Origin of the sequence: Microcoleus sp. PH2017_28_MFU_U_A, from assembly GCF_020738035.1 — a bacterium.
GTDB lineage: Bacteria > Cyanobacteriota > Cyanobacteriia > Cyanobacteriales > Microcoleaceae > Microcoleus.
The window spans coordinates 31,454-56,859 of record NZ_JAEQCX010000037.1 but is presented as its reverse complement, the minus strand read 5'-3'; the positions used below and the strand labels follow the sequence as shown (position 1 = coordinate 56,859).

The following is a 25,406-nucleotide window of genomic DNA, read 5'->3' as shown; positions in this document are numbered from 1 at the left end:
GCCGGGGAGTGTCAATAATCCAATTCTAAGTGTAAGGAAGGCATCAGCCGCTGCAAGTTCTTGAGCGATTTTCCCTGCCATGGTATCTGTTTTGAGCCTTGTATGCTGATTTGAATATTTTTTAGCTGGCGCACTTTGATCACAAATTTTGATATAATGTTAATTCCTGAACTATTTAAAAATTCTAGTTTTCGCAAGTCTAGAGTAATCATATTAGGCGAGGAGTCCGTCACTTCGTTGAGCAGATCGACGATCGGCGCGTATTCTTCCATCTGGCTGATGCGAAACGAGCCGCAGCAGGTAACTGTTTGGGTAGCGCGATCGTACTCAATGCTGTAATCTTTGGTCTCAATATCCATACTTTTGTCACTTGTCGGTTATGAACGGTAAAGGGGCTTTGGCTGCGGGAGCGAGGATGGAGAGTCAGTCTATGTTAGATTTAAAAATTGAAGAATGAGAGATTTACCAAAAGATTGGGTCTAAAGCCCCGTCCTTATAGGACGGCTTTAATTGCGGGTGTAAAGATTCATAAATCAGTTTATTTATACTCACAATAGTTTATAAACATGATAAAATAGTTCCATGATTGTACTAGAGTTTAGGTTGAAAGGCAACCCACAGCAATACCGAGTCATCGACGAGATGATCCGCACAGCTCAGTTTGTCCGAAACAAAGCTCTTAGATATTGGATCGACAATCAGGGAGTCAAACTACTTGACCTCTACAAACAATGCGCCATCATGGCGAAAGAGTTTGAATGGGCAGGAAAACTTAACTCAATGGCGCGTCAAGCGATGGCCCAACGTGCCATTTTTGCTATTCAACGTTTCTTCTCTAATTGTAAAGCTAAGAAGCCAGGAAAAAAGGGATATCCGCAATTCAAAAAGCACACTCGTTCCGTAGAGTATAAGACATCAGGTTGGAAGCTTTCTACCGATAAAAGATGTCTGACTTTTACGGACGGTTTTGCTGCGGGAACATTCAGGTTGCTCGGTAGTCGAGACTTGCATTTCTACTCACCCAAGGAAATCAAACGAGTTAGGGTAATTCGTCGTGCCGATGGTTACTACACTCAGTTTTGTATAAATGTAGAGCGGACAGAATCAGTGATTCCGACTGGTAAAGCTATTGGGATAGATGTGGGATTAAACCATTTCTATACCGATAGTAGTGGGGAGACCATGACAAATCCTCGGCATCTTCGTAAAAGTGAAAAAGCTTTAAAGCGGTTGCAGAAACGAGTTTCACGGAAAAAGAAAGGTTCTGGTAATCGAAAGAAAGCAATCAATAAGCTAGGTAGAAAACACTTGAAAGTTAGTAGGCAGCGCAAAGACTTCGCCATTAAGACGGCGTTGTACGTGGTGAAATCTAGCGATTTCGTAGCTTACGAAGACCTTCAGGTGAGAAATATGGTGAAAAACCATAAACTTGCGTTGGGAATTAGCGATGCAGCGTGGTCACAGACTTGATCATTATTTGCAATACTTTGGAAAAGTGTATGGTAAAACAGTAGTTGCTGTAGCACCTGGGTACACTTCCCAAGATTGCTCAAGTTGTGGAAATCGTGTCCAGAAGTCGCTATCCGTCAGAACTCATATTTGCCTGTGTGGCACGGTGTTAGACCGCGACCATAATGCAGCTTTGAATATCCTAGCGAAGGGATTAAAGCAATCAGGAATTATTTTAAATACGGTGGGGCACACCGGAATTAACGCTTGGGGACAGACCGACCTCTACTCGTTGGTGGTGGCATCAACGAGCAAGTTGACTGATTGATCCAAGAATCCCCGTGCGTTCACGCCGGGGAGTGTCAATACTCCACAGATGAATCTGGGAGCAGAGGAACCTGATTCTAAAATTTGGGGCGACTGGCGACTCCTGTCGGGGAATTCTATCCGTGTTTGGGCGGGGGGCACGCTGGCACGATCCAAACTGGGCCGTTTGCCTTTGTTTGTGTAACTTGCACTGGATATACTGCCAACTGTATCATTGTCAGAGGGCAGTTAGGAGTGTTTTTGGGGATTGATCTGTTGCGAGGCAATTTGAAATAAATCATCCAACTGTAGACCAGCTCTAAACCCTGGTAGTCATCAATTATTCCCAATCTCAAATCTTCTATACTACTATGCAAAACTTGTATAAGTTGTCAATCGATTTTAGATTTTAGATTTTAGATTTTAGAGGCGACCTAAATTCGGGGGAAGAGAGGATTTTCGATTTTCGATTTGGGATTGATTCCACGGATAAATCACGTGGCGGGTACCACAGGTCGAAATTCGCTTGTCAAGGTTGATGAGACCTGGTTTTGCTGAAGCTCTGCGATCGATCGCTTCTGTTTTTTCGATCGAGTTGCCATTGACAAAATCACCAAAATGTGAGAGATATTTCATATCTGGTACAGCAGTGAGTTGGAGAATATTTAATGGCAACTTCAGAAATTACAGAAAAGCTTTTGGCTGCTAAAAAAGCTAAGGGAATTAGTTTTGCCGAGTTGGAAAAAGTTTTGGGTCGCGACGAAGTTTGGATTGCGGCGGTTTTTTACCGTCAAGCTACCGCATCGTTGGATGAAGCCGAAAAAATTGTCTCGGCTTTGGGATTGGATGGCGAGACGGCTGCGGTGCTCTGCGAACCTCCGTTAAAAGGTTCTTTGGATGCAGCAGTTCCGGTTGACCCGTTGATTTATCGCTTCTATGAAATTATGCAGGTGTACGGGATGCCGCTCAAAGCAGTGATCCACGAAAAATTTGGTGACGGGATTATGAGCGCGATCGACTTTAGTTTGGATGTCGAGAAAGAAATAGACCCAAAAGGCGATCGAGTGAAAATAATTATGTCGGGAAAATTTTTGGAATACAAAAAATGGTAAGCCAGTTTGGTTTCGGCAGAAGGCTTGCTTTCGGGACTTATGTAGAAGGCCTTGCCTTCGTCAGAATTTTTTATTATTCCCAAGGACTAAGGTAATATAGGGGTATGAAGCGGTCGGACTATGCCAAGAAAGCAGGAGTTTCCTATAATACTGCTCGCAGATGGTGGAAATCTGGTCAGAGCGAGGGCGATCGGCAAGGAAAACCGAGAAGTGAATTTTAGAGTTGCAGTCGAGTTCAGCTAGCAAAGGAGAAGAAGAATGAGATTGGTAGAGCGTCACATTATTGATAAAAGTCACAGTTTCTCTAAGGAGTGCGACGATTTAGCATGGCGTTCCAAAAATCTCTACAACTATTGTAATTACTTAGTGAGGCAGTCTTTTGTTTTAGAGAATACTTATCTTGATAATTGCCAAATCTATCATGAAGTTAAATCTCATGAATCCTACAAGGCGCTTCCTGCCAAAGTCAGCAATCAAGTCCTGATTAGTCTGCATCGAAACTGGAAGTCATTTTTTGAGGCTATGAAGGAATGGAAACAAAATCCAGGCAAGTTTTTGGGCAAACCTAAATTGCCGAAGTACAAAGATAAGCTCAAAGGACGTTTCTGCGTTGTCTATGAGAAAGGAGCGATTAGCAAGCCTGCATTAGTCAAGGGATTAGTAAAGCTTTCCAAGACAAGCATTGAATTTCCCACTAAATGTCAAAATGTTCAACAGATTAGAATCATCCCGCAATCAGGTCAGTATGTCATCGAGGTAGTCTATGAAATAGCATCAAAGCTTAACCAGTTAAACTTCCAGCATATTGCAGCAATTGATATTGGAGTCAGTAACTTAGCGGCAGTAACTTCAAATCAGAAAGGGTTTAATCCTTTATTGATTAACGGCAAGCCACTCAAAGCACTCAACCAGCACTACAACAAGCAGAAAGCTAAGCTGCAATCTCTGCTCAAAGGTAAAGCTCAAACATCAAAGCGAATTCAGCAATTATCCGCTAAGAGAAACAATCAAGTTGATGGTTACTTGCATAAGGCTTCTCGCTTAATCATTAATTATCTGCTCCCGAATGAAATAGGAACGCTGGTTATCGGTAAGAATGATTTATGGAAGCAGGAGTCGAGTCTGGGAAGAAGAAACAATCAACAATTTGTTTCTATTCCTCATGCAAAGTTTGTGGAGATGCTGACTTACAAAGCTGAGTTAGTTGGAATTAAAGTAATTCTCACCGAAGAAAGCTACACTAGCAAATCAAGTTTCTTAGATAATGACCCAATCCCAACTTATGGAAAGAAGGACTCAGCACTCAAGTTCAGTGGACGTAGGATAAAGAGAGGACTCTACAAGTCAGCAGACGGAACAATAATCAATGCTGACGTAAATGGTTCTTATAACATACTCAGGAAAGTATTCCCAACAGCACTTGTGTATAGGGATAGTGGGTGTGCAGTTCGCCCGATTCGGATAACACCGAATGAATTTAAAAAAGCATGACAGGATATTTGTCCATGTTTTTGCTAACTGTTAACTTAGAAATAGAGTCCGCGAAGCTTGACTGGTTTTGGTGTCAGATCGGGAAACCTTTCTAGGGCTGAGCACTCGATCGAGCCCGCTGCAACTTCCCCAGTCAAAACAAACAACCGCAACCGTAAAGTAAGAGGCTAAATATGTCAAAATATGACTCCCATCTCAGATGCTCCTTTTGCGGTAAGTCGCAGGAGTACGTCCGCAAGTTAATAGCTGGGCCCGGCGTCTACATTTGCGATGAATGCGTGGAATTGTGCAATGAAATTTTAGAGGAGGAGTTCTTTGACTCTAGCAAAACAATTGGTCAACAGATTCCCCAGTCAGAGGTGCGAGAGTCTCAGGGACAAGGATCGAAACGCCAGAGTCGATCGAGCAAATCGAAAATTGTTCTAGCTCAAATTCCCAAACCCACAGAAATTAAACAGCATTTAGACAACCACGTCATCGGCCAGCACTCAGCCAAAAAAGTCCTTTCTGTAGCAGTTTACAACCATTACAAGCGCTTGAGCGTAGACCAAGCCAAAGACAGCGGCAAGTCTTCCCCCGACAGCGATGTCGAACTGCAAAAATCCAACATCATGCTAGTCGGGCCGACAGGTTGCGGCAAAACCTTGTTAGCGCAAAGTTTGGCACAAATGCTCGAAGTTCCCTTTGCGGTAGCTGACGCGACGACGCTGACAGAAGCTGGATATGTCGGCGACGATGTAGAAAATATCTTGCTGCGGCTGTTGCAAATGTCAGATTTTGATGTCGAATCTGCACAGCGCGGGATTATTTATATTGATGAAATTGACAAGATTGCTCGCAAAAGCGAAAACACTTCGATCACCAGAGATGTATCGGGAGAAGGAGTGCAACAAGCGCTACTAAAAATGTTGGAAGGAACGGTGGTTAATGTGCCTCCGCAAGGCGGCCGCAAACATCCTTACCAAGATTTTATTCAAGTTGACACGAGCAAGATTCTATTTATTTGTGGCGGTGCTTTTGTCGGTTTAGAAAAAATAGTAGAACAGCGTTTGGGTAAAAAATCTTTGGGCTTTATTCAGCCAACAGAAAGCGACAGCAACTCGACTTTGCCGGCAAAGGATAAGCGGGCGGCTGATATTTTGCAGCAGGTACAGCCGGATGATTTGGTTAAGTTTGGTTTGATTCCTGAGTTTGTCGGGCGGATTCCGGTGGTGACGGTGATTTCGCCGCTGGATGAGGCGGCTTTGATGCAGATTTTGACTGAGCCCCGGAATGCGCTGGTGAAGCAGTATCAGAAGCTGTTGAAGATGGATAGCGTGGAGTTGGAATTTGAGCCGGATGCGCTGCGGGCGATCGCCCAGGAGGCCTACCGACGCAAAACCGGCGCGAGAGCTCTCCGCAGCATTTTGGAGGAGTTAATGCTCGATGTGATGTACGAATTGCCTTCCCGCAAGGATGTGGCTCAGTGTACGATTACGAAGGAAATGGTCGAGAAGCGATCGACTGCCGAGTTGCTGTGGCATCCCGCATGGCACAAACAGCACGAAACTGCATAATTTATAGTTTGTAGGGTGCTTGTGGCGCACCCTACAAGCTTGGCAAATTTACTTTATGACAGTTAAAAAAATGTCAGTCAATGTAGTTAAAGCCAGTAAAAAATCGAGATTGTCAGTATCCAGTTTGCTGCCGAGGATTGCAATTTACAGCGCGCTTGTGGCTGGCATCATGGCGTCATGTTACGATTTCAAACTCAATACGATCGCCCTGCCCTCGTCCCCGCCAAGGGGTAAGACATTTTTAGAAGGCAGACAGTATATTACAAGCATCAATAGAGGGCAGCAAGCTTACTATGCAGAGTACGGTCAATTTAGCGATTCCATTGCAAAATTGGGTCTGGGACTTAAAGAACAGACCAAGAACTATAATTACACGATCGTCTCATCAATGGGTCCGGTTCAAACTAGGCACAATCACCGCGAACCAGCACAATTTGAAAGCGCGATCGCGAGCGCCAAACCTACTGATAGGAACCCCGAGAGATCCTACACTGGCGCAGTATTTGCTTACAAACAAAAGGGTAGCAATCTAATAAAAACTATTAGTGCTATATGCGAGAGCGATCGGGAGAACGCAAGTTCTGCAGAAACTTGGAGTCCGCCAACTTTTGACGGCAAAGAAATTCACTGCCAGCCCGGAACAAGGTTACTGCCCGGTTAACTTCCAGCCCGGAACGTTAAGGTAAGACCTTGAAACTATTTTGCGTCACTTTTTGACCGTCTAAGTAAAATTGAAACTGCCAATTGCCAGGTTTGTCATCTTGTTTAAAATTGTACCAGCACCAAGTATTTAATCGATCGCCCGTCGTTTTTAAATAAGATTGACTCTGGGCTGCGAATAGTCCTTCAGGGTTGACAACCTTACAATAACTTCTATATTTTCCTTCTGGCAAGTTAGTAGCACTTACACTAAAGTAGACTTTCTTTTTTTGTTTCAAAGACCAAACATCTCTAGTTTTTTTCGATTCTAATTCGTCAGTTAACATCACTTGAGTCTGAGGATTTAACTTTACTGCGTTGATTATTCGTTTGAGATTGGCTGCTGTTTGAGGTTCGGGAAATTTCCAGAGTAAAGGAATAAAAATAGCAGCAATTGCTGTTAATAATCCGACTGATATCAGTGCGAGTTTTGACTTGTTACGCTGCTGAACTACCTCTAGGGGAATCAAAGCATTGAGGGCAGCATCCGCCGAAGGATAGCGGTGTTTGAAATTAGGTTCCACCATTTTTTGCAGCCAGTCAAGAAACTCTGGAGTTAGCTGCGGCAAGCGATGTTTAAAATTAATCCGCCCGGTATCGTCCATCAAGCTGCCAATTTCGGTAGAATTGATGCCGATTAGCAAGCAAATTAGCGTCGCGCCGAGGCTGTATAAATCGGATGCGACTGTTAGCTGGCGGTTGAACATTTGTTCTGGCGGCATAAAGCCCAAAGTGCCTTTGACAACGCTGCTGGCGGCCACTTCTCCCCCCCCGATTCTAGCAAATCCAAAATCGACAAGGCTGACATTTAGGCGATCGTCCACCAAGATATTTTCCGGCTTTAAATCTCTGTGGATAACTGGCGGCACCCGATTTTGCAAGTATTTGAGTATTTCTAACACAGAAATAGCAATTTGCTTAGTTTTTTGCGGTGTTTGCTGCGGCGAAGTTGCGAGGGAATTGGCATCTTTGTATTCCTGTACCATGCAGAAACCCGATGCAGTTTGGAAGGAATCTAAATAACGGGGAATGTTGGGGTTATCGAGTGCGCGCAAAATCTGAATTTCTTTTTCATAAGCTTGATATTCCGCCCAATTAGCGCCTGTTTGGGCAAATTGAAATTGTTTGACGGCGACGGAACGTTTGGTATTAATTTCGGTAGCGAGATAAGTAACTCTACCGCCCGCCCGGTTGTGTCCGAGTTCGCGAGTTATTTGATAGCCGTAGTTAGAAAAATCAGGAAAATCATTCATAGGTTTAGTAGTAAGAATTTCATTCATTAAAAACAGTAGAATATCGCCGAACAGTTGGTTAAGGTTTAATTAAATTTGGTTCTGATTTGCGATAGTTGGCAAGGATTCTTTTTGGTCGAAAAACAATGAGTTCAAGTAATGGAATAGCAGTAACTGATAGAAAGGCGATAGTCACTCCTCCGACTGCCCACATTTCCATTGGTTCAACCCATTCTATTTGAGTAAAAAGATTTACAAATACTCGCAATACTACTCCTAAGCTAGTACAAAATCCGGCAGTGAGAAAGGCTATATTGACAGCATCTACCTTAATAAATTTTTGGATCGTTAGCTCGGAAATTAGATTGTAAACCATCGAATTAGCTGTTGTGTAAAAAATAGGAGCAATCAAAATAAAACCTAGGATTTTTAGACCACTTTCATCCCAGATTAGTTCCATAAAACTATACGATACACAACCTAATGCAGATAACAATAAAAAACGGAATAAAATACTTACAGGTCTATTTATTTTACCCAATAAATGTCCAATTAAAGTTAAGACTGGAGCTATCGTTATCACAGCAAACGCACTAAATAATTGATGAATTGTATTAGCGTCACCGCTTATTAAATTAAAAAAAACTAAAATAACGACGGTCACAATATATAATATCAATCCAATTAACCAACCATATAACGATCCAAACCAATTAGACTTAAGTCGATTTAATTTTGCCGTGATTGTGATTTCAGCCAGAGCAAATCCATATAAGGCACTGGAAAAAATACCGCTAGTAGTTAAATAGTTGTAGCCAGTTAAATTGAGATATGCAATCAGGTTCAACAGAAAACCAGCCACAACAAAGCAGCACATAAAATTCAGTCTTCCCTTATACAAGAAAGTAGTTTTTTTGGGTATGGGTAGGGGAGAAGTTGTGACTTGCAATTCAATTGTATAAGTATCCGGCTCAGAATTTGCGTGCAATACAAGCTGACGATTGTAAGTTGTATCAGCTAATAATTTACCAGTATCAATTATGATTTTGCAGTCAACCTCATTGCTTTCAAAATTCTGTGGTTCAAAGGAGATCCAAGGGTGGTCATAAGGTGTGTGGGGCGGGTCACTCGGATGCGGTGCGACTTCCCATCTGCCGCAAAGTATTGTATCTGGAATTGGGTTGCTGATTGCGAGGGATTGTGTTAATATTTCTCTATAGTCTGTAGCAATACTATTTAGCCGATCGCGCTCAAGCCTCACTTTCGGCAAACTGCTGGCATCAAGAGACCTCAAAGCCGTCAAAGCATCAGCCGCCGACTTGTATCTATCTTGAATTCTCGGCGCTACCATTGTTTCCAGCCAGTTCATCCAACCCTGCTGCAAGGGCGGGACTAAATGCCGAAAATGAATGCTATAATTATCGTCGATCAAGTTGCCGACATCCACAGATTTTGTACCAGTCAACAAACAAATTAGCGTCGCGCCCAAGCCGTACAAGTCGGATGCTTCTGTTAATTGCCGGTTAAACATTTGCTCCGGTGGCATGAATCCCATTGTGCCTTTGACAACGCTGCTGGCGGCGATGTTTCCGCCTCCCAAGCGCGCAAAACCGAAGTCTACTAGGTAAACATTTAACTCGTCATCGATTAACAAGTTTTCCGGTTTGATGTCGCGGTGGATTACGGGCGGTTTTTGGGATTGCAGGTAAGCTAAAATTTCTAAAGTGGCGATCGCAATTTGTTTAATATCCGGCGGCGAGAAATTACGGGCGATCGCACTTTCGGCATTTTTGTATTCCTGCACCATGCAAAATCCGCTGTCAGTCCCGAAAGCATCGAGATAGCGGGGAATTCCAGGGAAATCCAAACTTTCGAGAACTTTGATTTCCTGTTCGTAAGCTTCGTATTCTGTCCAGCTAGCACCTAATTGGGCGAATTGAAATTGCTTAATTACAACGAAGTTTGTTGTGTTAATTTTTGTGGCGAGATAGGTAACGCGGCCGCCCAAACTGTTGTATCCGAGTTCGCGGGTTACTTGATAGCCATGGGTGGAAAAGTCGGGAAAAGCGTTCATAAGGTTTGTAGTGAGGACTTCAGTCCGCAGAAATATCAGAGGACTAAAGTCCTTACTACGAACGGGGTTAATTTATGTGGTTAGATATTAAAACTTGCTGTTACCAAGATAACTTTTTTGGGAAAGGGCGGCAAGTGTGATAGGATTTGAATTCGCGATCGGTTCTAGCGGGGAGCAGCCGCCAGAGGAAACGGGGAAAGTTCGGTGCAAGTCCGGCGCTGTCCCGCAACTGTAATGAGGTTTGTAGTAAGGACTTCAGTCCTTTACCTCTCAAGTCAGAATGCCCGCCGATATCTAACTCACTTTTGAACGCATCTGCGAGGTACGGATGATGAATGGAACTAAACGAAACACGGTTGTACGCACAAAACACTGTCTTTTGGTTTGCACTGCTTGCGCTAGTGTTTGGAAAGATGGCAAGCGCGAAGGTAAAAGTGGTGGCCAACAATTCATGGAAGATTTATCTAAACTCGCTAAAGATTGGGAGTTGTCTGATGAGTTTGAGATTCAAGAAGTTGAGTGCATGAGTGCTTGCAGTCACTCTTGTGCGGTCTCTTTTGCTGCTGCTGGAAAGTATACTTATCTGTTTGGTGATTTGCCTCCAAATGAACCGGAAAGTGTCGAGGCTGTACTCGAATGCGCGAGTCAATACTATGCTAAGCCGGATGGTTTGTTGCCTTGGTCTGAGCGTCCTCAAGCTCTGAAAAAAGGTGTGTTGGCTAAGATTCCACCACTGGGAAATTAGAGATAAGGAGCGAAAATTTGGCGTTGCTGAACTTGAGTATGAATTCACATTTTTTACCCTTGAGTAAAACATAGACTTTTTGGGTATAACTCAATTCATACTGTCAATCAGCAATGCGATTGTGTGCTTAGGTAAAGGTTCGTAGTGAGGACTTGAGTCCTCTGTTTTGATGAGGACTAAAGTCCTCACTACGAACCTGTCGTTGATGCTTGCATTCTCAACCAGCTAAATACTTGTTCGGCGGTGATATTCAAGGGAATGATTTCGGGTACGGGAACGACATCGCTACCTTCGCAGAATTGCGGTTGTTGATTGGGTAAAAATGCTAAAATCGATCGATCGCCTGGATCGACTAGCCATCCCAACTGACAGCCATGTTCGAGACAGTGAATAATTTTTTTAGTTACGCGGTTTGAGCTTTGTTCTGGCGATAGAATTTCGATCGCCCAATAGGGTGCAATTAGCACATCATCCAACGGTTCGCCGCTGTCATCAAATTGAATCTGTTCCCACAATAGTACCGCAACATCGGGAACAATAGATCGCCCGCCAAACGTACACCGCAACTCTGGAAAAGCGTAAGCTATCTTGGGAGTCTGCGTCACCTGATTAATTTCGTTGCAGCTTCTTAACTGTAATAGGCTGTGCTTTGTTTTAGGCATAGGTTTTTGGATGATTTCGCCCTCAATGTATTCGCTGGCTGGTTTAGTTTCTGGCAGTTTCAGAAATTCTTCAAGGGTAATGCGCTCAGTTGCGATCGTCATAAATAAATTCCTCCATGCTAGCGATCTTCAGTATAAGCGAAACAATATTTATCTGGGATACAACTGGTGTTAATTTGCCTAATTTTTGGGAACAATCTGCTGTTTAAATTCAAACACGTTAGGATTTTTGGGGTCATAAAAAGCCCGCAACCAATGCACGTTTGGAGAACCAAAAGTTTCAACTCTGGTAAAGTTTAGCAGTCTGGGGAGTTGAGTGTCATCGTCAAAACGAGGTAAAGGTTTGTCGATGCGGAAATAGTGAGTATCGCCGTGCACGAATACGACTTGTCCGGGAAAATTGCGGGTTTCTGTTTCCAGAGTTGCGATAAAATCGTTGTAGCCGGTTATTCTTTTGTCGGTTCGATCGAGTTCAAAGCCCGGATTTGCTTGTGCAACTAACATGATTCCTTTGCTGTTGCTGCGTTTTGCTGAAGCAAAAGATTCTTTAATCCAGGCTAAATTAGCGAAATTGCGATCGGCATATTCTTTATCCTGTTCGGGAGTGCGGCCAAAATTGTTGTTGCTTCCCGGCATATTTATCGCCAAAAATGTTATCCCGTTATAAATCCAGCGGACATTTTCACGATATTTAGCAAACTGCGAATTTTCGCTTTGGCGGGTGAGAGTTAAGGTACGTTTCCCCAAACTTTGAGTGCCTTTGCTGAAGATTTCCCGCAGTTTAGCAAGTCTTTCTATGGGATTGTTGTAACTGGCGTTATTTGAACGGTGACAGTCAGTCCATTCGTTATCACCATAGGCGAGAATGAAGGGCATTTCAAATTTATTAAATAACTGCTGGCGGCTGACAAAAGTTGCATCATCGCAGACAGATCCACCGCTTTTGATATCGCCGTCGTGAATGACAAAGGCTGCGGGCGATCGATTGATATCTGCAATCAAATTCGGAAATTTTGCTTCTTGTTCTGCGCTGTAAGGCAAATCGCCAATTAAGGCAAATTCAAAAGGTCGATCGCTCGAACTCTGAGCGTAACTCAAAATACCAAAACCCGTAATTGAGAAGAAAACAATAAAGGCAATAATGAGATATTTTTTTGTCATTTATTTGGGTGTAACTAATCGAGTCATTATAAATTGCGTAATCCGAACAAAGAACCCGGGCTTTTTAAGGAAGATTGAGAGTTTTTAGCCAATATTTTTGTTGAAAAACTTAGTTTCCAGCCAACGGTGTGCAAGGCATAATGATGATATCATAGATGCCGATAAATCACTCTTAAAAGTTATGACTTTTCGTCGGTTGCTTTCGGTAATTGCCGTGTTTTCGATCGCAAGCTGCGACATCCAAACGCCAAAAACCAACACACAGCGTACAGAAAGCCGTAGCTTGCGGGGCGGGACGCCATCGCCAATTGCAACACCTGCACCGGCTAAACCCAAGTCTGAGATTAAAGAAGCGCAACTAATTGCTGTCGGCGATATCATGATGCACATTACTCAAACAATCTCGGGCTACGATGCAAAAAAGCAAACATACAATTTTGACAGCTTCTTCGCACCAGTTAAAAGTATCCTGTCAAAGGGCGATTGGGTAACGGGAAACCTGGAAACACCTTTAGCGGGCGAAGATGCGGGCGGATATACGGGATATCCGCTATTTAACGCACCAGTGCAATTACTGGATGCTGCGAAAAAAGCTGGATTTAATATCTTGACAACCGCGAATAATCATGCTTTGGATCGGGGAGAAATAGGGGTAATTAGGACGATCGCAAATTTGGGCGATCGCAAAATTGCATCAACAGGGACAGCCAAGTCTAAAGCAGCGGGCGATAGGACTTTAATCGTCACCAAAAACAATATTTCTCTAGCCATGCTAGCCTACAGCTACGGCACAAACGGCATCCCCATACCCAAAGGCAAAGATTACCTAGTTTCGCTAATCGACGAAAAACAGATAATCAAAGACATCGCCAAAGCCCGAAAAAAAGGAGCAGATGCGATCGCAATTTCCCTGCATTTTGGCGACGAATATCAGCGACAGCCAAACACCCAACAAAAACAATTAGTTGAAAACATTTTAAAAGCCGGTGCAGACATCATTCTCGGCAGTCATCCCCACGTCGTCCAGCCTTACAAAATATTTAAATTCAAAGGAAAGAATGGGAAAACCAGAAAGGCCGTAGCAATTTATTCAATGGGAAACTTCATCTCGGGGCAGACCAAAGATTATACAGACTTAGGCGTAATTGTGCAAATAAATATCCGCAAGAAATTTCCCGAAAAAACCACAGAAATTATCAGCATTAAAACAATTCCGACTTGGGTACACCGCTATACTTTGAACAATAAATCTAAGTATCGCATTTTGCCGTTAGAAACAACCGTCACTCAGAAAAAAGATGCGCTGCTAGCAACTTCGCAGTATCCAGTTTTAAAAGCATATCTACAAGAAATGAACAATCATCTTAACTCATTGAATAACAAAGATAAGACGGCGGTTGAAACCGCGCCTAGACAAACAAATTCCGCCTCCGCGGAATGAAGAAAATAACGCGACAATATTTCGTTGTTACCCGCAGATTCAGAAAAACCTGGTTTCTTGATTGCGGTAGCCGAGAAACCGGGTTTTTTTCGACAATATTTCGTTGTCACCCGCAAATTTATAAAAAACCCGGTTTCTTTAGTCGGAGTGCGTAAGTTGTGATTTTCACTTCAACTGCTGAATTAGCCAATCAATCGCCCCCGACACATCAGCAACCCGCTCAACATTAGGAATCGGAGTCCGCTGCACCATTACAACACGAATACCCAACTCCCTAGCGGCGATAATTTTTGGATATGTCGCTGCACCACCGCTGTTTTTGCTAACAATTGTATCAATCTGATATTCCAAGAGCAATTGCCGCTCGTCTCCCAATGAAAAAGGCCCCCTTGCTAATAATAATTCACCATGAGGAACAAGAGTATTTGGTGCCGGAGGATCGATCGCCCGCATCAAACACCAAACATCCTCCAAACCCGCAAACTCCGCCAATTCCTGCCTCCCAATGGTGAGAAACACCCGCCGAGAATGCCCTGACAAAGCCCTTGCAGCCTCCGAGTGGCTGGCGACTTCAATCCAGCGATCGCCCTCCACGGCCTCCCACGCAGGGCGCACCAGCATCAAATGAGGGACATGACACTCAGCCGCAGCCACCGCAGCATTGGCTGAAATCTGCGCTGCAAACGGATGAGTCGCATCAATTAAAAAGTCGATCGGGCTACAACGCAAAAACTCAGCCAGCCCAGCCGCCCCACCAAACCCCCCAATCCGCACCGTACCCGTTTTTGGGGTCAAAGGCTGTTTAGTCCGCCCTGCAAGCGAAGATATCACCTCGATATCAGCAATTTGAGCAGCTCTGGCAGCTACTTCAATAGCATCACCCGTTCCGCCCAAAATTAATAAGCGTTTTTTCATAAAATTACTTTTAACTGATAAGATTTAACCAACGACCGCAATTTAGGTTAATAATATATTTAAGCTGTTCTGTATTTAAATTGTTCTGTGTCAAAAACAAATCAAAGTCTTGTGGGATGGGCTTCTAGCCCGTCCCAAATACTCAATTTAAATACGCAACAGCTTAGTAAAGTTTCAACTGCCACCAAAGATGATTCGCTCACTTTTCACATTTTTTACAGTATTAATTGTAACCGGGTTAGTTTGGTTGGGAAATATCGCGCCCGCCGCCGCACAACTACAAGCAACAGAGCTCACCCCTCAGCAGCAGGAATTAGGAGAACTTGTTCAGAAAGCTTTTGAGGCTACAAACGAAGGCAAATTTCCCGCCGCAGAAACTTTGTGGACAGAAATTATTGACAAATTTCCCTCACAAGCCGCCGCTTGGAGTAACCGAGGCAATTCGAGAGTCAGCCAAAACAAACTACAATTAGCAATTGCTGACTACGAAAAGGCGATCGAACTAGCTCCGAATGCTCCCGATCCCTACCTAAATCGCGGCACAGCCTTAGAAGGTTTAGGACGCTGGGAAGAAGCGATCGCCGACTACAATCATGTGCTAGAATTAGACCCGAAAGATCCAGCCGCCTACAACAACCGAGGTAACGCCGAAGCAGGTTTAGGACAATGGGAAATAGCAATTAAAGACTACAGCAAAGCTTTTGAATTGGCGCCCGAATACGCCTTTGCTCGTGCCAATCACGCCCTCGCACTTTATCAAAACGGGCAAACCAAAGAAGCAATTCGCAACATGAAAAACATTGTCCGCAGATATCCCCAATTTGCGGATATGAGAGCAGCCCTCAGCGCCTGTCTTTGGGAGGCTGGACAGCGCGGTGAAGCTGAGAGCAATTGGGTGGCCGCAGTCGGTCTCGATTCCCGCTACAAAGACCTCGATTGGGTGGCAAAAACCCGCCGCTGGCCGCCAGTTGTAGTTAGCGCTTTAGACAAATTCTTGAACTTGAAATAAGATTAGACGGCGGTTCATTAGACGGCGGTTGATTAGACGGCGGTTGATTAGACGGCGGTTGAAACCGCGTCTACACAAACCAAACCCGCCGACGCGGGTTGAAGATTATACGGCGGTTGAAACCGCGTCTACATAAACCAAACCTGCCGACGCAGGTTGAAGATAAAACGGCGGTTGAAACCGCGTCTACACAAACCAAACCCGCCGACGCGGGTTGAAGATAAAACGGCGGTTGAAACCGCGTCTACACAAACCAAACCTGCCTCCGCAGGTTGAAGATAAAACGGTTAAAATTATGTTATTTTCTTGAGTCCGCGGAGGCGGACATCGTTTGTGTAGACGCGGTTTCAACCGCCGTCTGAGCGGACATCGTTGGTGTAGACGCGGTTTCAACCGCCCTCTTTCTTAAGTCTGCGGAGGCAGACATTGTTTGTGTAGACGCGGTTTCAACCGCCGTCTAATTCTCCAATGTACCGACGCGGTTTCAACCGCCGTATAATTCTCCAATTCGTGCAGCATTCAACTCCTCGATATTCCTAAAAATCGCCGCAGCACCAGCTTTTTTCAGCGCCGCAGCATAGGCTTCACAGCGAGCAGAATCATCCAAAACGTGAGGTGGCAAAATTCCTGCACCCAGCCAAATCCGATTCGGTTGCAATTCCCGCGCCTTCACCACGGTGTAAATATCGGCAACCGTATCTCCGGCGTAAATCACGGGCAAATTGCTTTCTAAACCGTGCCGATTTTCCAACTGTTCAATTGTCGAGAAAAGTCCAGTCGGATCTGGTTTTCCCGGTGCATCTTCCATCGCGACTAACACGGGGGAATTTAAGCCGAGTTTCCCTTCCAAAACATAAGCTGCTTCATCGTGCATCGCGCCACTAAAAAATCCCCAAGCAACGCCTCCAATTGTTAGATTTTCCAGGTAAGCTGGATTTAACAGCAGCGGTTCGTCACAAATGTAACCAGTCCAATTTTTATCGTCATTCCCGCGATAGCGACTTTGGAAAAAAGCGACTAATTCGTCATATTTGAAATCGAGTTGATTTCGCGATCGCCCAATTCCATCAAAATAACGGCAAACTAACTCCAAAGACGCTTCCCAGTCATTATTCCACACACCCTCAGACTTCAGAGAGTCGATATCGATCGAATTCGGGCGAAAAGCACCAGCCGTGAAATGTTCTACCGCATCTGCGATCGCCCTTCGATAGGAACCGGACACATCCCGCACCACACCATCAATGTCAAAAACTAAAATAAATCTGCTCATAACTTAATTATCCCTGTAGCTGGGGCGAGTGAGTGCACAAATTTTATTGGTTTCGGGCCCCTAAGCAGCGGGAAACCCAGCCCTTCGACAAAACTTTTAATCGCCGATGAGCCATTATTGAACAGAATGTGCTACGCTTAGCGATTGTAGAAATTTTTAATAAGTTCGATCGGAACCCTGGAGGTTTGCTTGTCCAAGTTCATCTTAAAAGTTCTCTGGCTAGAAGAGAATGTTGCCCTCGCCGTTGACCAAGTTGTCGGTAAAGGAACTAGCCCGCTGACAGCTTATTTTTTCTGGCCGCGCAAGGATGCGTGGGAAGAACTCAAAAACGAACTCGAAGCCAAACACTGGATTGCTGACAACGATCGCGTCGAAGTCCTCAACCAAGCTACAGAAGTAATCAACTACTGGCAAGAAGAAGGCAGACGGCGCCCGATGACTGAAGCTCAGTCAAAGTTCCCTGAAGTGACTTTTACCGGCAGCAACTAAGCCTAGCTTTCAGTTGCTACCCAGATAAATTGCCTGTGATGGCTAACAGGAGAACGAGAGAGGGGGAGAAGGCGAGAGGATTTGCTTTTTCCACCTCGTCCTGAAAAATACACTTTAAATGCGCTACAGCCGATCGAGATATTGCCCTTTTCAAGGGCGGTGAGGTATGTCAGGTAATGGGTAATGGGTAATTGGTAATTGGTAATGGGTAATTGGTAATTAGTAATCACTTGAGTGCACTAACTTAAGAAGCGCTATATTAACTCGAATTTTCAGACATAATCGGGTTTTGGGCTTGGTAGATTTGAGATGAGAGATTTAAGATTTATCCAAAACAAAGCTCTAAGTAGATAAGGGCAAAAATATCGTATCTACAAGATACTATTGTTTTTTACTAACAACTGACAACTAACAACTGACAACTGGCAACTGTCAACTGTCAACTGTCAACTGTCAACTGTCAACTGACTTCTTCCCGGAACTTATGGGCGCCGAAAGCACGATCGACCAAACCGAACAAATGCCGCTGGTAGTCAATCCCGACATTCTCCAGCAAGCCATCCTCTACAAAATTAACACTCGCGTCACCGCACGCGGAGAATTAGTTTTCCCCTGCGTACCGGGAATGGTAAACCACTATCTCAAGTCAATCGAAAAGCTATTTAGCACCCTCGACAGACCCCTGCCAGAAGACCGTAAAGAGGAACTCAGAAAGCTTTTAGCGACTAAATTAGAACAGGGCTACCGCACTTCAACAGCATCGATGATGATTCTGCAATACGAATCAGTGCAGCCGCCACAAACCGGTTTAGCTTGCAAAGTAATTGTCACTACTTCAACAGTAGGAGAACAATATAAAAGCTGGGTTGACACCAGAGAACCGCCTCTATTTGGTTCCCATCCCGATGCAAAATTGATGGCAACGGCTGCTAAATTGGGAAATCCCGATCGCATCCGCATCTTAGACGTGGGGGCCGGTACCGGGCGCAATACCTTACCGCTGGCAAGATTGGGCTATTCTGTAGATGCGATCGAGCTAACCCCAGCTTTTGCAGAACAATTGCAAACAGCCGCCACCGCCGAAAACCTTCCCGTCACAGTAACAGAAGGCGACGTGCTCGATCCCTTAATGCGGATGAAACCAGCCCGCTACCAACTTGCAGTTGCCGCCGAAGTCATCTCACATTTTCGAGACATCGATCAAGTACGGCTTTTCCTGGCGAAAATGTGCGATTTCCTCTGTCCCGGAGGCGTGTTGCTATTTAGCACATTCTTAACCGTCGGCGACTACCAGCCAGACGCCCTCGTGCGACAAGTTGCACAACTTTCCTGGTCTACTTTATTCACGCCCCAAGAGCTCGCCGCCGCCATGGAAGGCTTACCCTTAGTCCAAATATCCGACGAATTGGTGTGGGAATACGAACGCCACCACCTGCCAAAAGAAGCCTGGCCGCCAACGCCTTGGTTCCCGAGTTGGGCCACAGGTAGAGATGTCTTCCCGATGGCAAATGGACGGCCGCCCATGGAATTGCGCTGGATTTTGTGCCGTCGCAGCTAATACTATTTTCGATCTGAGGTACGTTGTTGCGCTTGAGCGCTCTTTATAATCTTAGGAAAGAGCGCTTTCATTGCAACAACGTACCTTGATTTAATTTTGATTGTTCCGTCTTGGTATTTCTGCAAAACCCAGATGCACCCGGAGCGCTGAAGCGCAACTACGTACCTTCGGAGCGCTGAAGCGCAACTACGTACCTTCGGAGCGCTGAAGCGCAACTACGTACCTTTTTTTATTGTGATTGTTCCGTCTTGGACTGATTTATAAGCTGCCCCAGCAATCAAAACCTTTGAGATAGCGTGATAGTTCCATCAAGTCTTTTTATTTTCACAGCATAAAGCCGACTTATTGTCAAATGTTACGGAGCCGACACACAAAAATTTACAAATATATATATTAAAATGTAAACATAGCGAAGTAAAATCGCCCGTGGGTGAGAAACCCGGTTGCTGATTAGATCCTATCTTGGCAAACCTGTGATTGCTTGCGATAAATTGGGTCGATCTGGCGTTGAAATTACGTAAAATTCGATACGCTATCTAAAATCGGTGCAACTATACTTAACAATGAATCAACAAAACCTATTCCTCCAGATAGACGACACTTTAGGGGAAGAGGATTAAACCATAGATTAGCTCGCTAATTGGCGAAGCTCCTGAGACACAAATATGCTTTTAACACGTCCACTACAAGCGTTTGGAGCAATCTTCGGGCACAAACCTTTCACAAAAAGATCGATCGAGCAAAAAACCAGTAAAAATTATTTAGAGGGGAATAGTTATCCCGCTCCAAACCAACAACTAGACTGGTATATCATCCAACTGGAAACGCTGATGAGTAACGCAAAATCTAACTGCACCGATGGAGAGATTGCCGCTTGGCTGCGGGGATTGCTGACAATTGCTTGGGCTGACGGCAACTTTGACGAAAACGAGCAAAAAATGATTGCTAGCCTGACTCAGGATGAACTAAATCCGGTATCTTTTGAGACCGGTTTTGAACCGATTACCGCAGAGGAACTAGCTGCTGTATTCGGGACAGGTACCGCCAACGGGGAGAATTTTTTGAGAACAGCAGTCATGGTAGCCTTAGCAGACGGTACTTACTCTCTGAGCGAAGACGAGGTACTTTACAAGTTTTGCACAGCTTTGGGTCATAACGTGGAGGCGATCGAATCTCTGCGACACACGATCGAAGATAGCAGCGCGCAGCCGCAGGAATCAAGCAGCCAAACAGCCGTTGATTATGCAGCAACACCGCTTTCTGGGCGGCCTCAACCTCAGCAGAAAAATGTCCTGACACCCGTGAAAGACTGGCTTGACGGCTGGGAAGTTCACGATCCGAGAGTGGCACGTTTTGTCTGCAAAATGATTCCACCGCAGTGTCCGTTTGAGCGAGATGTCGTATTATTCGGCCGCAAAATCGTCCACATTCCACCGATGTGCAAGCTTAACCCGCTGTACGAACAATTGGTGGGGATGCGCTTTCGAGCTCTCTGCTATTTGGCAGATGATTGCAAGGAAGATGTATCGTCATATTGTTAGGGGAATTGGGCATTGGGCATTGGGAATGGGGAATGGGGAATTGGTAATTGGTAATTGGTCAATTTTGTGAGATTTTCGATTAATGACTGTATGCTATGAACCAATGACTCCTAATTAGTTGAGTAGGATGGTGAATTTCTGTTTTGTAAAAAGCATTTTTTCTTTGAGTGCTGTCCCTGCTCGCGTGATTATATAAGCACTAGAACGGGGACAGCACTACATACAAAAGTAAAACACATCCTACTCCCTACTCGGGAGTAGGATGTGTAATTCACACCAAAAGATAAACATTTTACTTGGATCTGGTATCATAACTAATGACTACTGACTAATGACTACTGACTACTGACTATTGACCAATAATTATTGATTAAATTATGCAATTTATCGATCGCGCAGATGTTCAAGTCGCAGCCGGCAAAGGCGGCGACGGTATGGTAGCTTTTCGCAGAGAAAAGTATATACCGGCGGGCGGGCCAAGCGGCGGCACCGGCGGGCGGGGCGGTTCTGTGTTTATGGTGGCGGTGGAAAGCCTGCAAACGCTGCTGGATTTCCAGTACAACCGGATTTTTAAAGGCGAAAACGGGAAGAAGGGCGCGCCGAAGAATATGACTGGTGCTTCAGGAGCCGATCGCACGATCGAAGTTCCCTGCGGTACAGTAGTTTACGATGCGGAAACTCAGGCAATTTTAGCAGATTTGGTGACGCCAGGACAGACTTTTTGTGTTGCCAAAGGTGGTAAAGGCGGTTTAGGAAATAAGTGTTTTCTGACAAATTCTAACCGCGCTCCAGATTATGCGTTACCGGGAAAAGAAGGAGAACACAAGTTTTTGCGCTTGGAATTGAAGCTGTTAGCTGAAGTTGGAATTATTGGTTTGCCGAATGCTGGCAAATCGACGCTAATTTCTGCTTTGTCGGCGGCGCGTCCGAAGATTGCAGATTATCCGTTTACAACTTTAATCCCGAATTTGGGCGTAGTCAAAAAACCAACCGGCGACGGTACTGTTTTTGCTGATATTCCAGGATTAATTGCTGGGGCTCACGAGGGCGCGGGTTTGGGTTATGAGTTTTTGCGGCACATTGAACGGACTCGGTTGTTGCTGCATTTGGTGGATATTACCGATGAAGATCCGATCGCCGATTACATCACAATTCAAGAAGAATTGAAAGCTTACGGGCGAGGTTTGGGCGATCGGCCGCAGATTTTGGCTTTTAATAAGGTAGATGCGATCGATCTTGAGGATGAGGAAATTGGAAATGCGATCGCGCGATTGCAGGAAATCAGCGGTGCTCCGGTGTTGATGATTTCGGCTGTGAGTCGAGTTGGGTTGGATGAGTTGATGCACCAAGTTTGGCTGAAACTCGATGAGATGAATGAGGTTGAAGCGGAGGCGCTGTTAGCAGTGGGAGTCTTGTAGCCCTTATTTCCTGACATAGGGATTGAAACCGTTATCTGTGAAGATTGACACAATCAAAAACAGCAAAAAAACCAAAATTCCCGATCGGGGATTTTGCATTATTTTTGGCAATTGATATCAGAAACCAGTTGTATTAATCTTTGCATAATTCCCAGAAACCGGGTTTCTTCCGAAATCTCTGGCCACCAACCTAGGTTATCTGAGAAACCCGGTTTCTTAATCTTTGCATAATTCCCAGAAACCGGGTTTCTTAACTAAATGAACGCGATTATGGCTTGACAACAATAATTCCCTTACCTGGGCCCGAGAAAATTTCAACGTGAGCGACTCGCCCAGTCCCAGAATAAAATCTGACTTCGGCTTTCGCTTCAGAAGGCATTGATTTCCAACCACCATTAGAGGAAACTAGAATAGTTTTTAATCCATCATTCCAGTCAATTATAATTTGGTTGGGACTCTGCTTGATCGAACAGCCTATTGTTTGAGCCTGCGTTTGATTCTGTCCGTAAAAACTGCATTTGGAGCTATAATTTTCACCAGAATTTCTCGTCTGGGCTTGAGTATTGGTACAGAAAGCTATTGTCGAACCTAGTAGCAAATTAGCCACTAAAAATGTTTTATAAAATAAAGATAACTTAAGTTTCATAGTTGGGCGCTCCAGATACAAAAATGCGGTATTCGTTCAAAATTCAGACAGTGAAATTGCAACCAGGATAAAAATTCAACAAACCTTGTTAACTCTCAAATCTTCTTAATGTCCTCCCAACACCAGAATACAACCAACATTAGCCGATCGCACATTCCACTCAAACTCAACAATACAAACAATCGCAGCAACCATAATATCGGATAATTGGGAAGCAATTAACCTCCGCCACCAGCATGAGTATTGACCAACTAAACACAGACTACAGCATCGCCGGCCACCTCACCTTCGCCAGCGGAAACGGCGGTTTCCCGATGATTCACATCGACAACGGCCAAGCCAAAGCCTTGATATCTGTGTATTCCGGCCAAGTGCTCTCCTTCCAACCAGCCACCGAAACCGCAGACTTGATGTTCCTCAGCGACAAAGCCTACTACGCCGAAGGGAAAGCCATCAAAGGCGGTGTACCCATCTGTTGGCCCTGGTTTGGCCCAGATCCCGAAGGCTTGGGCCGCCCAGCCCACGGATTTGTCCGCAATCGCCTCTGGAATGTCGTCAACACCGGTACAACTCCTGACGGCGCCACCCAAGTCACCCTAGGCCTCAAGGATACCGAGGAAACTAGAGCAATTTGGCCCCAAGCTTTTGAACTGGCGATCGCAATTACGATCGGCACCACTCTCACAGTAGAATTAATCACCCGCAATCTCGGCGACAAAGCATTTCCCCTCACCCAAGCCTTCCACACCTATTTCCTAGTCGGAGACATCAACCGCGTGCAGGTGTTGGGTTTAGAAAACAGCCAATATCTTGATAAAGTTGACGGTGGAGTCGAAAAAACTCAAGTAGGTGCAGTCGTAGCTGTCGGTGAGGTCGATCGAATTTATCTCGATGTCACCAACGAATTCGTCATAGACGATACCGCCCTCAATCGTCGGATTCGGATTAAATCATCTGGCAGTAAATCCGCCGTTGTGTGGAATCCCTGGGTGAAAATTTCTGCAAGCATGGCCGACCTTGATGATAGCGATTATCAGCGTTTAATCTGCGTGGAAACGACCAATGCGGCGACGGATATTGTCGAAGTCCCCGCGAAAGGCGAGTTCCGCTTAGCGGCAGTTTACAGCGTTGAGCATGATTAAGGATTGAGAGCTTAATCTCAGCGGTGATGGGGCTAAAATTCCCAGAGTTGGATTGAAAAACTCTGTCACCGTAATGCCTAAGTCTTACCCTCAGAGATATTGCTATAATGAGATATCAAGATAAGTTATGGAAAAATCAACAGCTAATATCGTTTAAGCTTGGATCGGAATGATTTAACCGCAGAGAGCGCAGAGAACACAGAGTCAGAAAAGAGAGAGATGAATAATTCTAATACCAATGAATTTGATATAATATCCGAATATACTGAGTGGCAAAGTACCGAGTGGCAAGACTATTCATTAACGCAACTTTTCTACGAAGATGATGAAATTGAATATTCCTTGGAAGATGCTCAAGAAATCTATCAAATTAATCAATTTAAATCTACATAATGGATACAAATAAAAGACCATTCTTTGTCGTAAAATAAACCTCAAAGAACAAAAAAGTGATTTTTCTTATTGGCAAACTCAATCTTATCAAGCCAGACTTAAGGCATTAGAAGAAATTCGTCATAGTTATCACCAATGGAAATACAAAAATACTGAATCAAGACTTCAAAGAGTTTATACAATTTCTCAACGATAATCATTAATTACTATGGCAAAAGACATATTTCATAACACCGTCAAAATCGCTCTTCAAAAAGAAGGTTGGCAAATCACCCACGATCCTTATCAACTGCGCTATGGTATAGCTGATATCTACATTGACTTAGCTGCCGAATCAGCGATCGCAGCCGAAAAAGAAGGCAGTCAAATCGCAGTAGAAGTAAAAAGCTTTATTAGTGGCTCTAACATTTCAGCATTTCATACGGCTCTTGGTCAATTTCTAAACTACCGAATTGCCATAGAAGTTTCTGATGAACCAGGGCGTATTTTGTATCTAGCAGTACCCAAAGATGCTTATCAAACCTTTTTACGTTTTGAACCAGCAAAAACTGTCATTGAGCGGTATCAGGTTCGGTTAATTGTTTATAATCCAAATAGTGAGGCTATTGAACAATGGATAGAATAAATGAGTATCGCCAAATTGTTTGTCAATTTCTCGAAGACTTCGCCAAAGACGACACCCAAGCTCAGTTAATTTTTGACCATTCACGCGATCGCTATTTGGTGATACATCATAGTTGGCGCGATGAATATCGCATATATGGTTGCGCCATGCACTTAGATATCATCGAGGGCCAAGTTTGGATTCAGCAAAATAGCACCGAAGTCTTCATCGATCAAGAGCTAATTCAGCGCGGTGTCTGTAACAAAGATATCATTTTGGGATTTCGCTCACCCACAATTCGCAAACATCTTGCAGCTATCCTAGACAGTCAAGAAAGTGATACAGTTTGACAAGGCTTTTAACAATGGGCAATTGATAATTGGATCGAAAGCGGGTTTAACTCCCTCACCTATAATATGGATTGTTTGAGGGTAGGGTTTGAATCTCCATCAAAAAAATTCACTGTCAACTGTCAACTGTCAACTGTCAA

General features: G+C 44.4%; 28 protein-coding genes and 1 riboswitch. Of the genes, 18 read left to right on the top strand and 10 right to left on the bottom strand.

Annotated features, from left to right (window positions below):
* Positions 1-11: 11 nt before the first annotated feature.
* A complete protein-coding gene (locus JGK14_RS07580; protein ID WP_293181249.1) occupies positions 12-359 on the bottom strand; it encodes a slr1659 superfamily regulator in 348 nt (115 codons plus the stop codon).
* Positions 360-582: 223 nt separating this feature from the next.
* Here JGK14_RS07580 and JGK14_RS07575 point away from each other — a divergent pair, with 223 nt between their 5' ends.
* A complete protein-coding gene (locus tag JGK14_RS07575) occupies positions 583-1,470 on the top strand; it encodes an RNA-guided endonuclease InsQ/TnpB family protein (RefSeq protein ID WP_442921436.1) in 888 nt (295 codons plus the stop codon).
* Between the two features lie 25 nt (positions 1,471-1,495).
* Entirely contained in the window at positions 1,496-1,777 is a 282-nt protein-coding gene (locus tag JGK14_RS34000; RefSeq protein ID WP_442921435.1) for a zinc ribbon domain-containing protein, read from the top strand.
* A 401-nt stretch (positions 1,778-2,178) separates the two neighbouring features.
* Here the strand turns inward: JGK14_RS34000 and JGK14_RS07570 are convergent, their stop codons facing one another.
* Positions 2,179-2,391: a hypothetical protein gene (locus tag JGK14_RS07570; protein WP_325314917.1), complete on the bottom strand. Its 213-nt coding sequence runs from the start codon at positions 2,389-2,391 to the stop codon at positions 2,179-2,181.
* A gap of 32 nt (positions 2,392-2,423) precedes the next feature.
* Between JGK14_RS07570 and cynS the strand changes: the two genes are divergently transcribed.
* From cynS to JGK14_RS07545, 5 genes are all read left to right on the top strand, one after another.
* A complete protein-coding gene (gene cynS, locus JGK14_RS07565; RefSeq protein ID WP_293181252.1) occupies positions 2,424-2,867 on the top strand; it encodes a cyanase in 444 nt (147 codons plus the stop codon).
* A gap of 120 nt (positions 2,868-2,987) precedes the next feature.
* Entirely contained in the window at positions 2,988-3,110 is a 123-nt protein-coding gene (locus JGK14_RS07560) for a hypothetical protein (RefSeq protein ID WP_293192285.1), read from the top strand.
* 15 nt (positions 3,111-3,125) lie between these two features.
* Positions 3,126-4,358, top strand: coding sequence for an RNA-guided endonuclease InsQ/TnpB family protein (locus JGK14_RS07555; protein WP_293181255.1), 1,233 nt, complete (start codon positions 3,126-3,128; stop codon positions 4,356-4,358).
* Between the two features lie 173 nt (positions 4,359-4,531).
* Positions 4,532-5,914: an ATP-dependent protease ATP-binding subunit ClpX gene (gene clpX, locus JGK14_RS07550; RefSeq protein ID WP_293326732.1), complete on the top strand. Its 1,383-nt coding sequence runs from the start codon at positions 4,532-4,534 to the stop codon at positions 5,912-5,914.
* A gap of 55 nt (positions 5,915-5,969) precedes the next feature.
* Positions 5,970-6,575, top strand: coding sequence for a type IV pilin-like G/H family protein (locus JGK14_RS07545; protein ID WP_293192283.1), 606 nt, complete (start codon positions 5,970-5,972; stop codon positions 6,573-6,575).
* 16 nt (positions 6,576-6,591) lie between these two features.
* Here the strand turns inward: JGK14_RS07545 and JGK14_RS07540 are convergent, their stop codons facing one another.
* Together JGK14_RS07540 and JGK14_RS07535 are read right to left on the bottom strand one after the other, a co-directional pair.
* Positions 6,592-7,866: a serine/threonine protein kinase gene (locus tag JGK14_RS07540; RefSeq protein WP_325314916.1), complete on the bottom strand. Its 1,275-nt coding sequence runs from the start codon at positions 7,864-7,866 to the stop codon at positions 6,592-6,594.
* A 58-nt stretch (positions 7,867-7,924) separates the two neighbouring features.
* Positions 7,925-9,919: a serine/threonine protein kinase gene (locus JGK14_RS07535; RefSeq protein WP_293326725.1), complete on the bottom strand. Its 1,995-nt coding sequence runs from the start codon at positions 9,917-9,919 to the stop codon at positions 7,925-7,927.
* A 142-nt stretch (positions 9,920-10,061) separates the two neighbouring features.
* Positions 10,062-10,225: riboswitch (cobalamin riboswitch) on the top strand.
* Positions 10,226-10,247: 22 nt separating this feature from the next.
* Here JGK14_RS07535 and JGK14_RS07530 point away from each other — a divergent pair.
* Positions 10,248-10,664 carry a DUF1636 domain-containing protein gene (locus JGK14_RS07530; RefSeq protein ID WP_325314915.1) on the top strand — a complete coding sequence of 139 codons (417 nt, stop codon included), beginning with the start codon at positions 10,248-10,250 and terminating at the stop codon, positions 10,662-10,664.
* Positions 10,665-10,852: 188 nt separating this feature from the next.
* Here the strand turns inward: JGK14_RS07530 and JGK14_RS07525 are convergent, their stop codons facing one another.
* Together JGK14_RS07525 and JGK14_RS07520 are read right to left on the bottom strand one after the other, a co-directional pair.
* Positions 10,853-11,428: a Uma2 family endonuclease gene (locus tag JGK14_RS07525; protein ID WP_293216655.1), complete on the bottom strand. Its 576-nt coding sequence runs from the start codon at positions 11,426-11,428 to the stop codon at positions 10,853-10,855.
* Positions 11,429-11,506: 78 nt separating this feature from the next.
* Positions 11,507-12,487 (bottom strand): metallophosphoesterase, encoded by a 981-nt coding sequence (locus JGK14_RS07520; protein WP_293253381.1) that lies wholly within the window; start codon positions 12,485-12,487, stop codon positions 11,507-11,509.
* A gap of 181 nt (positions 12,488-12,668) precedes the next feature.
* Between JGK14_RS07520 and JGK14_RS07515 the strand changes: the two genes are divergently transcribed.
* The gene (locus JGK14_RS07515; protein WP_293225012.1) at positions 12,669-13,928 is read left to right on the top strand and encodes a CapA family protein; all 1,260 of its coding nucleotides are present in this window, start codon (positions 12,669-12,671) and stop codon (positions 13,926-13,928) included.
* A gap of 165 nt (positions 13,929-14,093) precedes the next feature.
* Here the strand turns inward: JGK14_RS07515 and JGK14_RS07510 are convergent, their stop codons facing one another.
* Entirely contained in the window at positions 14,094-14,843 is a 750-nt protein-coding gene (locus JGK14_RS07510; protein ID WP_293181277.1) for a cobalt-precorrin-6A reductase, read from the bottom strand.
* A gap of 190 nt (positions 14,844-15,033) precedes the next feature.
* Between JGK14_RS07510 and JGK14_RS07505 the strand changes: the two genes are divergently transcribed.
* Positions 15,034-15,852, top strand: coding sequence for a tetratricopeptide repeat protein (locus JGK14_RS07505; RefSeq protein WP_293192275.1), 819 nt, complete (start codon positions 15,034-15,036; stop codon positions 15,850-15,852).
* Positions 15,853-16,336: 484 nt separating this feature from the next.
* Here the strand turns inward: JGK14_RS07505 and JGK14_RS07500 are convergent, their stop codons facing one another.
* Positions 16,337-17,125, bottom strand: coding sequence for a TIGR01548 family HAD-type hydrolase (locus JGK14_RS07500; protein ID WP_293211253.1), 789 nt, complete (start codon positions 17,123-17,125; stop codon positions 16,337-16,339).
* A gap of 177 nt (positions 17,126-17,302) precedes the next feature.
* On the opposite strand from JGK14_RS07500, the gene JGK14_RS07495 reads away from it, so the two are divergent.
* Entirely contained in the window at positions 17,303-17,614 is a 312-nt protein-coding gene (locus JGK14_RS07495; RefSeq protein WP_293181450.1) for a 30S ribosomal protein PSRP-3, read from the top strand.
* Between the two features lie 2 nt (positions 17,615-17,616).
* On the opposite strand, the gene JGK14_RS07490 is transcribed toward JGK14_RS07495, so the two are convergent.
* Positions 17,617-17,844, bottom strand: coding sequence for a hypothetical protein (locus JGK14_RS07490; protein WP_293317424.1), 228 nt, complete (start codon positions 17,842-17,844; stop codon positions 17,617-17,619).
* Positions 17,845-18,098: 254 nt separating this feature from the next.
* Here JGK14_RS07490 and JGK14_RS07485 point away from each other — a divergent pair, with 254 nt between their 5' ends.
* The 3 genes from JGK14_RS07485 to obgE all read left to right on the top strand — a co-directional run bounded on the left by JGK14_RS07485 (position 18,099) and on the right by obgE (position 22,131).
* Positions 18,099-19,172 (top strand): class I SAM-dependent methyltransferase, encoded by a 1,074-nt coding sequence (locus JGK14_RS07485; protein ID WP_293181286.1) that lies wholly within the window; start codon positions 18,099-18,101, stop codon positions 19,170-19,172.
* A 665-nt stretch (positions 19,173-19,837) separates the two neighbouring features.
* The gene (locus JGK14_RS07480; RefSeq protein ID WP_293181289.1) at positions 19,838-20,713 is read left to right on the top strand and encodes a Mo-dependent nitrogenase C-terminal domain-containing protein; all 876 of its coding nucleotides are present in this window, start codon (positions 19,838-19,840) and stop codon (positions 20,711-20,713) included.
* 377 nt (positions 20,714-21,090) lie between these two features.
* Positions 21,091-22,131, top strand: coding sequence for a GTPase ObgE (obgE, locus tag JGK14_RS07475; protein ID WP_325314914.1), 1,041 nt, complete (start codon positions 21,091-21,093; stop codon positions 22,129-22,131).
* A 268-nt stretch (positions 22,132-22,399) separates the two neighbouring features.
* Here obgE and JGK14_RS07470 read toward each other — a convergent pair whose 3' ends face one another.
* Positions 22,400-22,777 (bottom strand): hypothetical protein, encoded by a 378-nt coding sequence (locus JGK14_RS07470; protein WP_325314913.1) that lies wholly within the window; start codon positions 22,775-22,777, stop codon positions 22,400-22,402.
* A 236-nt stretch (positions 22,778-23,013) separates the two neighbouring features.
* On the opposite strand from JGK14_RS07470, the gene JGK14_RS07465 reads away from it, so the two are divergent.
* The 4 genes from JGK14_RS07465 (at position 23,014) to JGK14_RS07450 (ending at position 25,266) form a co-directional block, all read left to right on the top strand.
* The gene (locus JGK14_RS07465) at positions 23,014-23,919 is read left to right on the top strand and encodes a D-hexose-6-phosphate mutarotase (protein WP_325314912.1); all 906 of its coding nucleotides are present in this window, start codon (positions 23,014-23,016) and stop codon (positions 23,917-23,919) included.
* 219 nt (positions 23,920-24,138) lie between these two features.
* On the top strand, positions 24,139-24,312 hold the full coding sequence (locus JGK14_RS07460; protein ID WP_293181301.1) for a hypothetical protein: 174 nt from the start codon (positions 24,139-24,141) through the stop codon (positions 24,310-24,312).
* 208 nt (positions 24,313-24,520) lie between these two features.
* Positions 24,521-24,937 carry a XisH family protein gene (locus JGK14_RS07455; protein WP_293277142.1) on the top strand — a complete coding sequence of 139 codons (417 nt, stop codon included), beginning with the start codon at positions 24,521-24,523 and terminating at the stop codon, positions 24,935-24,937.
* Positions 24,925-25,266 (top strand): XisI protein, encoded by a 342-nt coding sequence (locus JGK14_RS07450; RefSeq protein WP_293192269.1) that lies wholly within the window; start codon positions 24,925-24,927, stop codon positions 25,264-25,266. The genes JGK14_RS07455 and JGK14_RS07450 overlap by 13 nt, the downstream gene beginning before the upstream one ends.
* The last annotated feature ends 140 nt before the right edge of the window (positions 25,267-25,406 follow it).